Source organism: Streptococcus sp. HMSC061D10, from assembly GCF_001808865.1.
Classification (GTDB): domain Bacteria; phylum Bacillota; class Bacilli; order Lactobacillales; family Streptococcaceae; genus Streptococcus.
Map to the genome: position 1 here is coordinate 23554 of NZ_KV795029.1, position 9612 is coordinate 33165.

The window sequence follows — 9612 nt, forward strand, 5'->3', positions numbered from 1 at the left end:
GAAAACATTCACTATAAATTCTTAAACATTATATATTAGGTAAAAAAGCGAACAAGGCAGAATTCTGATTGTCAGAAAACTGGATTTGTTCGCTTTTTGTATTTAATGTTAGGTTTGCGTTCTACTCACATTTTCAATTCATAAAGAGCGACTTATTTTAACTTGCTCGAGATACAATACTATGCTACAATCATCTAAAAAAGCAAGGAAATTAAAACATGAAAACAGAATATCAAAAAATGATCGCGGGAGAACCCTATCACCCATTCGACCCAGACCTCCGTTCTCTAGCACAAACAGCGCGACAAAAGCAAGCCGCTTTTAATGAAGAGGTAGATCCAGTAAAAGGTATGGAAATCATCAAAGGATGGTTTGGTTCTACTGGTGAAAATCTCTACATCAACACTCGCTTGATGGTAGATTACGGGGTCAATATTCATCTGGGAGAAAATTTTTATTCCAATTGGAATTTGACCATGTTGGACGTATGTCCGATTACTATTGGTGATAATGCCATGATTGGTCCTAATTGTCAGTTTTTAACACCTCTTCATCCGCTGGATCCCGATGAACGAAACTCGGGATTAGAATTTGGGAAACCAATCACGATTGGCAAGAACTTTTGGGCAGGTGGTGGTGTCATTGTCCTACCGGGTGTTACTTTAGGGGATAATGTCGTTGCAGGAGCAGGAGCGGTCATTACTAAATCTTTTGGAGATAATGTCGTTCTGGCAGGAAATCCAGCACGAGTTATCAAAGAGATTCCAGTTAAAGGAAATTAAAGGTTGTAGAAAGAGAAAATGAAGTTTTGTTAAAGTAGTTTTTTGGAGTCTAAGAGGCAAATCAGCTATAGTATCAAAAACTTATTGCTAGCAAAAAAACGAGGTTGGAATTTTTATCCCAGCCTCGTTTTTCGTCTTTAGAGATTCTTTCTCTTTTTAGCTTTTTTAGTTAATGCCACATCGCACTGATCAATATTTTGTGTAAGATAGCTAGTCACTTGGAAATCATCGCTCTCTGTTTTTAGCTCGACTTCATAGACAATGCTAAGGTTGTCCCCTGCATTTGTGCTATTGATTGTAATCATGTCAATTTCTGAGCAGAATTGGTCAAGAGCTGATTGGATAGCACCTTGAATTTTCTCTTGATTAGCTACCGTGATTGTCAAAAGTCTACGGCGTTGATTGTCAGTTTTGACTTGTTGATTTTCCAAAAGGAACCAAACGCCCAAGATAAAGAGAGTGAAGAGAATTGCTAGGAAGAGATAGCCTGTTCCGCAAGCTAGACCGATAATCATGGCAAGGAAAATAGCAATCAGTTCTCTTGAACCACTAGTTGCAGAACGGAAACGAATCAAACTAAAAGTTCCGGCTACAGCAATTGAAGTACCCAAGCTCCCATTGACCAGAAAAATAACCAAGGTCATAAGGCAGGGGAGTAGAGTCAAGCTGATAGCAAATTCTCTGGTGTAGAGGGTCCGATATTTGTAGGTCCAAGTAAGTGCCAAACCGAGGACTAGACTGACTAGAAGTGCCAGCAGTAGTTGGAAGGGGTCTGCACTTGCAGTGATGTTGTTGAAAATTGAGTTAAATAGATTAAGCATAAGCGGTACCTGCGCTTTCTATACTGGGATGTGGTGCATAAGGAAGGCCTTGAGATTTGTGGTAAGCACAACTGTATTTTGAAAATTTGTGCTCCATCAAACCATACTTGTCTAGAATATCTTGTAACCACTGAGGTTTGTTTCCAGGAGCTTTAATCTCCATAATCACAGTATTGTCATCTAATAGAGGGGCCCCTTGATTTCCTGCAAAGAGACTGACATTTTCATCTCTATAGATTAGATTTTGGTCAATGGTGATACGAATCTTATTATAGTCGTAGCCCTCGATGTATTTTTTTTCTTTTAATGAATAACGATCGTAGTAGATGTACATACGAGGCTTGATAGCCTGCTTGTAATCTTGATGAAGCTTTTTCACTTTTTCAATGACGACTGTATCAGTAATACTAGCATCCAAGTGCCCTTTGGTCATAAAATTAAGGATAGAAATAGGAGTTGAGAGTAGTCTAAATTTGCGACCAACTCCTTCTTGGTCCTTGGTTTTTATTTCTAAAAATACTTGACTATCTGCTTTGGGTTGGCTGAGATAGGTCCGCATCCGAACCTTTTCTTTTCGATTATTTCCAAAATCATCATCTTGGAGCACAGCAAAGTCTTCCGTATCAAAGTAGATATTTGAAATAGTTGAAATTGGATAGTCGTCTTCTACTAAATATTCCTTTAAATCTTGAATCAGTTTGTCTAGTTTATCTTTGGAGATAATATATTTGGTTTCAATCCGCTTAAAAGTTGTTTCTAATGGTTTCATAAGTCTTTCTCCTCTTGCTTTCAGTTATACTATTTTTAAACCAGGTGAACTTGCTTGTCTACAATTCTAGAGGGGGGTTCTAAAACTTTTGTTAAATTTAACTTAATTGAAACTAAACTTAAGAAAACTTTCAGAAAAAGTTTAGGCTTCTTTTAGGAAAGACCCGTAGACTAAGAGCATGTAAAATGAAAGACGAGGAAACGAGCATGAAAGCAAAAAAATGGACATTTCTATTAACAAGTATAACAACTCTAGCACTGGTAACAGCATGTACCCAGTCAACTTCAAATACAACAGCTGGCAATAGTACTGCGACGACAACAGTAACTACCAATAAGAAAACATCTAGTTACTTTACAGATAAGGACTATGATACTTCTTATGATGAAAAAACAGCTGCAACTGTAACTTTGTCAGGAACAACGGCGACGGTATCAGGTGACGGAGTGGCCGTATCAGGATCTACCGTTACAATCTCTAAGTCAGGTACCTATGTGATTTCTGGTCAATCTGATGGAGTTCAAATCAAGATCGAAGCTGGAAGTTCAGATGACGTACACATCGTTCTAAATGGTGTAACAATGACCAATACCAATGCAGCTATTTCTGCAACATCAGCTGGACATGTTTACCTAACTCTAGCAAATGGCACAACCAATAGCCTTTCAGATTCAGCTTCAAATAGTGATGACAAGGCTGACGCGGCCCTCTTCTCTAAAGTGGACTTGACCATCAATGGTAAAGGGACTCTCAATGTAGATGGTAAGAAAAACAATGCTATCAAGGACAACGACACACTTCACATCACAGGCGGGACCTATAACATCACTGCAGTCGGAGACGCTTTTAATGTCAATGACGAACTTAACATTACTGGAACAACCATGACTATCGATGCCAAGGAAGACGGAGTTAAGGTTGATAATGATGACGATACTTCTGTTGGAACCATGTATCTCTCTGACAATACCATCACTGTTACTGCAGGTGATGATGGTATCCACGCTTCAGGTGATTTGGTCATCGATAGTGGGACCTATACTGTTAAGAATTCTACAGAAGGGCTTGAAGGTAAGTCAATCACTATCAACGGTGGAGATATCACCATCTATTCAACAGATGATGGTGTCAATGCGGCCAACAAAAACGCCCAACAAAGTGAAATTTTCTTCACCATGAATGGTGGGAACTTGACGGTTGAAGTTGGTCAAGGGGACACAGATCCAATTGACTCAAACGGTAATATCACAGTCAATGGCGGAACCATCAAAATGACAGGTCAATCAGGATTTGACTTTGATGGGACAGCGACCTATATAGGTGGAGATATCTACATCAACGGTGAAAAACAAACTGAGATTGTCAATTCGATGCCTGGAGGCGGAGGAGCACCTGGCGGTGGGCCTCAAGGAAATGGAGGCCCTGGTGGACGACCATAAAAGAAAATCTCCTTTCTCGAAAGAGAAGGGAGATTTTCTTATGTTATTAGGACGAAAAAGAATTATTCTTCGTCTTTTTTAAAGATGTTTTTTACACCAGATACTGCGCCTTCGACAGCTTCTTTAGCATCTTCGGCAACTTCTTTAGCTTTTGAAGCTACTTTTTCTGCAGCTCCTTCCGCTTGAGTTTTTGTATCGCCAGTTAGTTTACCAAAACCTTCTTTAACAGAACCTTTAGCTTGGTTGAATTTTTCTTCGATTGACATGGGGGATACCTCCGTTAATTTTTTGAATTATCTAAACTAATACTCAATGAAAATCAAAGAGCAAACTAGGAAAAGCCGCAGGCTGTACTTGAGTACGGCAAGGTGAAGCTGACGTGGTTTGAATTTGATTTTCGAAGAGTATAAATCAGATATTAATTTAAGTATATACCCTTTTATGCTAAAAAGCAAAAAACTGATACGAAAAGCATCAGTTTATTTTTTTAATAGGTTACAATATTCAATTGACCTTTATCATATTCAGCGATAAAGATATTTGAGACTTCTTCGAAACCTTCTTCTTTCAATTTCTCAGTTAGCCACTCCTCGGATTTGCCAATGGTTTCTAGGATTTCAACTTGGACAACACCGTCTGTAATGACTGGGTACTTAGGATTCTCGTCACCCATTCTTACAACAATTAGCTGCCCATTTTGCTCAATCACAGCTATCTTGACATCCTTCAGTTGGAAGATTCCTTGAGAGCGCAATTTAAGAGCTACATCTGCAGCCGCAAGACCTTTTGAGCGGCAGGCTTCGGGATCTAATTTTCCATTTTTAATGATAATAGTTGGTTTTCCGTCAATCAGATGTTTGATGAAGGAAACATTGGTATTCAACCATTTAAGGAGTAAAATGAGAATAGTCCAAATAATGAGGATAACAATGTATTGGATGATGGTAATAGAACTATTGTAGATAACCCCACCGATAATACCCCCGAGAACAAAGTTCTGGATTTGGTCCACTGCAGAACTTGGTGCTAGATTTCCTTTACCTGTTACGTTAATAACAAAAACAAGAGAAAGAAGCCCCAAGGCCAATTTAATTGCAATTGTAGCAAAAAAGCTTATCATTTTTCAACCTCCACGAGTTCAACATCTGATTTATAGAGTTCCATTTTTTCTAATAAATAGCTATCTTGGTCAGTCCCGCTAATGGCACGATAAAAATGTTCGCCAACCTTAATAATAGCTCCATCAGTAGTAGCTGAAGTATTGACATAAATATCTTTTTTATCAACACCTAACTCTTTTGATACAATCTCGATGAAGTGTAAGGAACTACGAAATTGATTATCATTGGATTGGTTGTTTTGAAGATTCGTAATGCTAATCAATACAAAAGCAATTAACGTCAAAATAGAAATGAGCGATAATTCACGGAACTTACTCCCTCTTTTATCTTTGAAAGCCTTAAATGCAAAGAATCCAGTCACAATCACTAAGAATGTCGACACAATAATCATGGTCCAATTCTGTTGACTAATCTGACTGAGAACATAGTCATATGAATAGAATTTCATAAGATTTCTCCCTTTTTTAAATTCAATCTATTATAAACTAATTCCTAAGCTATAGCAATTTTATTATGACGAAAAAAGCATTTAATTGTTGTTTCCTACTTAAGGTAGGTTTTTCTGATTTGACTTAGCCTCCCGTCTTGACTTTCGTTTAGCTTTTGATATAATAGTAAAAATTTAGAGGAGGTGCTCTATGATTCAAAAACACGTCATTCCTATTTTAGAGTTTGATGATAATCCTCAGGCAGTCATTATGCCCAATCATGAAGGCTTGGATTTACAGTTACCAAAGAAGTGCATCTATGCATTTTTAGAAGAAGAGATTGACCGTTATGTTCAGGAAGTAGGGGCGGACTGTGTTGGTGAGTTCGTTTCTGCCACCAAGACCTATCCTGTTTATGTCATGAGTTACAGGGGTGAGGAAGTTTGTCTGGCCCAAGCGCCCGTTGGTTCTGCCCCTGCGGCCCAGTTTATGGATTGGTTGATTGGCTATGGTGTGGAGCAAATCATTTCCACTGGAACTTGTGGAGTCCTAGCCGATATAGAGGAAAATGCCTTTCTCGTCCCTGTTCGCGCTCTGCGAGATGAGGGGACCAGCTACCACTATGCAGCGCCTTCTCGTTATATGGATGTACATGTAGAGGCGATTTCTGCTATCGAGCAAGTCTTGGAACAACTAGGTATTCCTTATGAAGAGGTTATGACTTGGACGACAGATGGTTTTTACCGAGAAACAGCTGAAAAAGTGGCCTATCGTAAGGAAGAAGGCTGTGCAGTTGTGGAGATGGAGTGTTCGGCACTGGCAGCAGTTGCCCAGCTTCGAGGGGTCGTTTGGGGTGAGTTGCTGTTCACGGCTGATTCATTGGCAGATCTTGATAACTATGACCAGCGCGATTGGGGCGCAGAAGCTTTTGACAAGGCCTTAGAACTCTGTCTTGAAATTGTTAGTCATATGTGACTGCTTTAACTGTTTTATGGTACAATGTAGCTATGTTATTCAAATCATTTTCGGAAAAAATAAACACGACCTTGGGACGTTTATCACCTGCTCGTCGAATTTTTTTAAGTTTTGCTTTGGTTATTTTCGCAGGCTCTCTTCTTTTGAGTCTGCCATTTGTGCAAGCAACAAGCTCCCAAGCGACCTATTTCGACCATCTCTTTACAGCAGTATCCATGGTCTGTGTGACAGGACTCTTTACTCAACCAGTAGCTACCACATATAACATCTGGGGTCAGTTAATCTGTATGTTTTTGATCCAGATTGGTGGTTTGGGTCTCATGACCTTTATAGGGGTCTTTTATATTCAAAGTAAGCAAAAGTTAAGTCTTCGTAGCCGTGAAACAATTCTGGAGAGCTTTAGTTATGGAGAAACTCAGTCTTTAATGGTTTTCATACGTTCGATTTTCTTGACGACTTTTATCGTTGAAGGACTAGGAGCCTTCCTGTTAAGTTTTCGTTTTGTTCCGGAATTTGGTTGGGGCCGAGGAATTTTTACTTCTATCTTCTTAGCTATCTCAGCTTTCTGTAATGCTGGATTTGATAATTTTGGAAGTACGAGTTTGGTAGCCTTTCAGACGGACCCTTTGATTAATCTAGTGATTGCGGGTTTGATTATCACGGGTGGTCTAGGATTTATGGTCTGGTTTGATCTAGCAACCCAGTTTGGGAAAAAGAAAAAACGCCGTCTTCGTTTTCATACCAAGTTGGTTCTCTTTTTAACAGCAGGAATTTTACTCTTTGGAACCGTATCGACTTTGTTAATCGAGTGGAATAATCCAGGGACCATTGGCAATCTTAGCGTACCTGATAAATTGCTGGTCAGCTTTTTCCAAACAGTCAGCATGAGGACGGCAGGTTTTGCTTCTATTGATTACACTCAAGCTAGACCTGTCACTTTGCTGATTTATATCTTACAAATGTTTCTCGGTGGAGCACCTGGTGGAACAGCCGGGGGGCTTAAAATCACAACCTTCTTTGTATTATTAGTATTTGCACGCAGTGAACTTTTAGGATTACCCCATGCTAATGTGGCTCGGAGAACGATTGAACCCCGAACCGTGCAAAAATCTTTCAGTGTCTTTATTATCTTCTTGCTAACTTTCTTGCTGGGCTTGATCCTGTTAGGGGTAACCGCAGAAGGAAATCCGCGCTTTATCTACCTCATGTTTGAAACAATTTCAGCTCTTGCTACGGTCGGAGTAACTGCAAATTTGACACCAGAATTAGGCAGATTAGCTCTCAGCATTATCATGCTATTGATGTTTATCGGACGAATTGGGCCACTGACGCTATTAGTTAGTTTGGCTGAGTATCAACCAGATAAGAAAGATATGATCCACTATATGAAAGCAGATATTACCATAGGATAAGAAAGGATAAACTATGTCAGATCGGACAATCGGAATTTTAGGCTTGGGTATTTTTGGGAGTAGTGTTCTGGCTGCTCTCGCCAAGCATGATATAAATATTATCGCTATTGACAACCATGAGGAACGAATCAATCAATTTGAACCAGTCTTGGTGCGTGGTGTTGTTGGAGATATCACAGATGAGGACCTCTTGCTATCAGCTGGAATTGATACCTGCGATACCGTAGTCGTCGCAACTGGTGAAAATCTAGAGTCTAGTGTTCTTGCAGTCATGCATTGCAAGAGTCTAGGGGTACCGACTGTTATTGCTAAGGTTAAAAGCCATACAGCAAAAAAAGTCCTTGAAAAAATCGGTGCAGACTCAGTCATTTCACCAGAGTTCGAGATGGGGCGTTCGTTGGCACAGACGATTCTCTTTAATAACAGTGTAGATGTCTTTCAGTTGGACAAGAATGTCTCAATTGTTGAGATGAAAATTCCACAATCGTGGTCAGGTAAGAGTCTAAGTCAACTTGATCTTCGAGGACGGTACAACCTCAATATCCTCGGTTTTCGTGACTACGAAAATGCTCCCTTAGATGTACAGTTTGGACCAAATGATTTATTAAAACCGGATACCTATATCATGGCGGTGATTAATAACCAATATTTGGATACCCTAGCAAACCTTAGTGAGTAGAAGAGGAATGGCTATTCTTTTTTTCAACGACTATTGAGTCAATATAAGTATTTTATAAGAGGGATTTAAGAAAAATTTTAACTTTTTCTTAATCCTTTTTAATTTTAGGAGATTATACTAGAGTCATCAAATAAAGAAAAACTCTAAGGAGAATCCTATGAAATTCAATCCAAATCAGAGATATACTCGTTGGTCTATCCGCCGTCTTAGTGTCGGTGTTGCCTCAGTTGTTGTGGCTAGTGGCTTCTTTGTTCTAGTTGGTCAACCAAGTTCAGTACGTGCCGATGTGGTCAATCCAACCCCGACTCAAGTCTTGCCAGATGCAGATGCGGTGAGTGCAAAGAGCGATTTACCAGTAGAGCTACTCAAAGAAGCAGTTGATACAGCTCTTCCTTCAGAACAGGCCGACTCAACATTTAAAGCAAGCTTGGATACTACAAGCTCTTCAGAAAAAGTGGATGTTGCTGATAAAGAGCAAGTAGTAGCGCCAAAAGAAGAAGTGCAAGCAAAGCTAGAATCTAAGAAACAGACAGAAGATGCGGTTAAACCTGCAACAAATTCTGCTCCTGTAGTCTCTGGACAAGACCGTGAAGCAAATGAAGCTCAACCAGCAACTACTCCAGCTGAAGTGCAAAAAGGCGTAGCCGACAATACCAAAGATACGGTAGACGTTCCAGCATCTTACCTGGACAAAGCCAACTTCCCTGGCCCATTCACAGCCGGTGTCAATCAAGTCATTCCATATGAATTCTTCGCTGGAGACGGCATGTTGACTCGTCTTATCTTGAAAGCTTCAGACAAGGCCCCATGGTCAGACAACGGCTCAGCCAAGAATCCCGCCCTTCCACCAGTAGAAAAATTGGGCAAAGGCCTTTACTTCTATGAAGTAGATTTGGCAGGTACCCAAGGCAAATCAGACAAAGAACTACTTGACCTATTAAAACAAAACGGTACTCAAAGTTATAAAGCTACTATTAAAGTGTACGGTGCAAAAGATGGCAAGGCCGATTTGAGCAATCTTGTAGCGACTAAGGATTTGGATGTCAAGTTGAATGGCTTGACTACTCCAGCTGAAGTTCAAAAAGGTGTGGCTGACAACACCAAAGACACAGTAGACGTCCCAGCCACTTACTTGGGCAAGGCTAATTACCCAGGTCCATTCACAGCCGGTGTCAATCAAGTCATT

The 9612-nt window shown here is 40.0% G+C and carries 11 protein-coding genes; 6 read left to right on the forward strand and 5 right to left on the reverse strand.

Annotation, left to right across the window (positions count from 1 at the left end):
- The first annotated feature begins 218 nt into the window (after positions 1–218).
- The gene (locus HMPREF2728_RS09445; protein ID WP_070461115.1) at positions 219–782 is read left to right on the forward strand and encodes a sugar O-acetyltransferase; all 564 of its coding nucleotides are present in this window, start codon (positions 219–221) and stop codon (positions 780–782) included.
- A gap of 137 nt (positions 783–919) precedes the next feature.
- Here HMPREF2728_RS09445 and HMPREF2728_RS09450 read toward each other — a convergent pair whose 3' ends face one another.
- Both HMPREF2728_RS09450 and HMPREF2728_RS09455 read right to left on the reverse strand, forming a co-directional pair.
- Positions 920–1603: a DUF4956 domain-containing protein gene (locus tag HMPREF2728_RS09450; RefSeq protein ID WP_075227763.1), complete on the reverse strand. Its 684-nt coding sequence runs from the start codon at positions 1601–1603 to the stop codon at positions 920–922.
- A complete protein-coding gene (locus tag HMPREF2728_RS09455) occupies positions 1596–2372 on the reverse strand; it encodes a polyphosphate polymerase domain-containing protein (RefSeq protein ID WP_075227764.1) in 777 nt (258 codons plus the stop codon). Before HMPREF2728_RS09455 ends, HMPREF2728_RS09450 begins: the two co-directional genes overlap by 8 nt.
- 206 nt (positions 2373–2578) lie before the next feature.
- Between HMPREF2728_RS09455 and HMPREF2728_RS09460 the strand changes: the two genes are divergently transcribed.
- Complete coding sequence (locus tag HMPREF2728_RS09460; RefSeq protein WP_070461112.1) at positions 2579–3811, forward strand: carbohydrate-binding domain-containing protein; 1233 nt, start codon at positions 2579–2581, stop codon at positions 3809–3811.
- A 62-nt stretch (positions 3812–3873) separates the two neighbouring features.
- Here HMPREF2728_RS09460 and HMPREF2728_RS09465 read toward each other — a convergent pair whose 3' ends face one another.
- From HMPREF2728_RS09465 to HMPREF2728_RS09475, 3 genes are all read right to left on the reverse strand, one after another.
- A complete protein-coding gene (locus tag HMPREF2728_RS09465; protein ID WP_075227765.1) occupies positions 3874–4077 on the reverse strand; it encodes a CsbD family protein in 204 nt (67 codons plus the stop codon).
- Positions 4078–4298: 221 nt separating this feature from the next.
- Positions 4299–4931 carry a DUF421 domain-containing protein gene (locus HMPREF2728_RS09470; protein WP_075227766.1) on the reverse strand — a complete coding sequence of 211 codons (633 nt, stop codon included), beginning with the start codon at positions 4929–4931 and terminating at the stop codon, positions 4299–4301.
- On the reverse strand, positions 4928–5380 hold the full coding sequence (locus HMPREF2728_RS09475) for a DUF3290 family protein (RefSeq protein WP_075227767.1): 453 nt from the start codon (positions 5378–5380) through the stop codon (positions 4928–4930). Before HMPREF2728_RS09475 ends, HMPREF2728_RS09470 begins: the two co-directional genes overlap by 4 nt.
- 190 nt (positions 5381–5570) lie before the next feature.
- On the opposite strand from HMPREF2728_RS09475, the gene HMPREF2728_RS09480 reads away from it, so the two are divergent.
- The 4 genes from HMPREF2728_RS09480 to HMPREF2728_RS09495 form a co-directional block, all read left to right on the forward strand.
- Positions 5571–6335, forward strand: a complete 765-nt coding sequence (locus tag HMPREF2728_RS09480) for a nucleoside phosphorylase (RefSeq protein WP_075227768.1) — start codon at positions 5571–5573, stop codon at positions 6333–6335.
- Positions 6336–6367: 32 nt separating this feature from the next.
- The gene (locus HMPREF2728_RS09485) at positions 6368–7747 is read left to right on the forward strand and encodes a TrkH family potassium uptake protein (protein ID WP_075227769.1); all 1380 of its coding nucleotides are present in this window, start codon (positions 6368–6370) and stop codon (positions 7745–7747) included.
- A 13-nt stretch (positions 7748–7760) separates the two neighbouring features.
- A complete protein-coding gene (locus HMPREF2728_RS09490) occupies positions 7761–8426 on the forward strand; it encodes a potassium channel family protein (protein WP_075227770.1) in 666 nt (221 codons plus the stop codon).
- 157 nt (positions 8427–8583) lie between these two features.
- Positions 8584–9612, forward strand: a 1029-nt coding sequence (locus HMPREF2728_RS09495; protein WP_148130311.1) for an SSURE domain-containing protein, incomplete at its 3' end; no start/stop codon positions are given.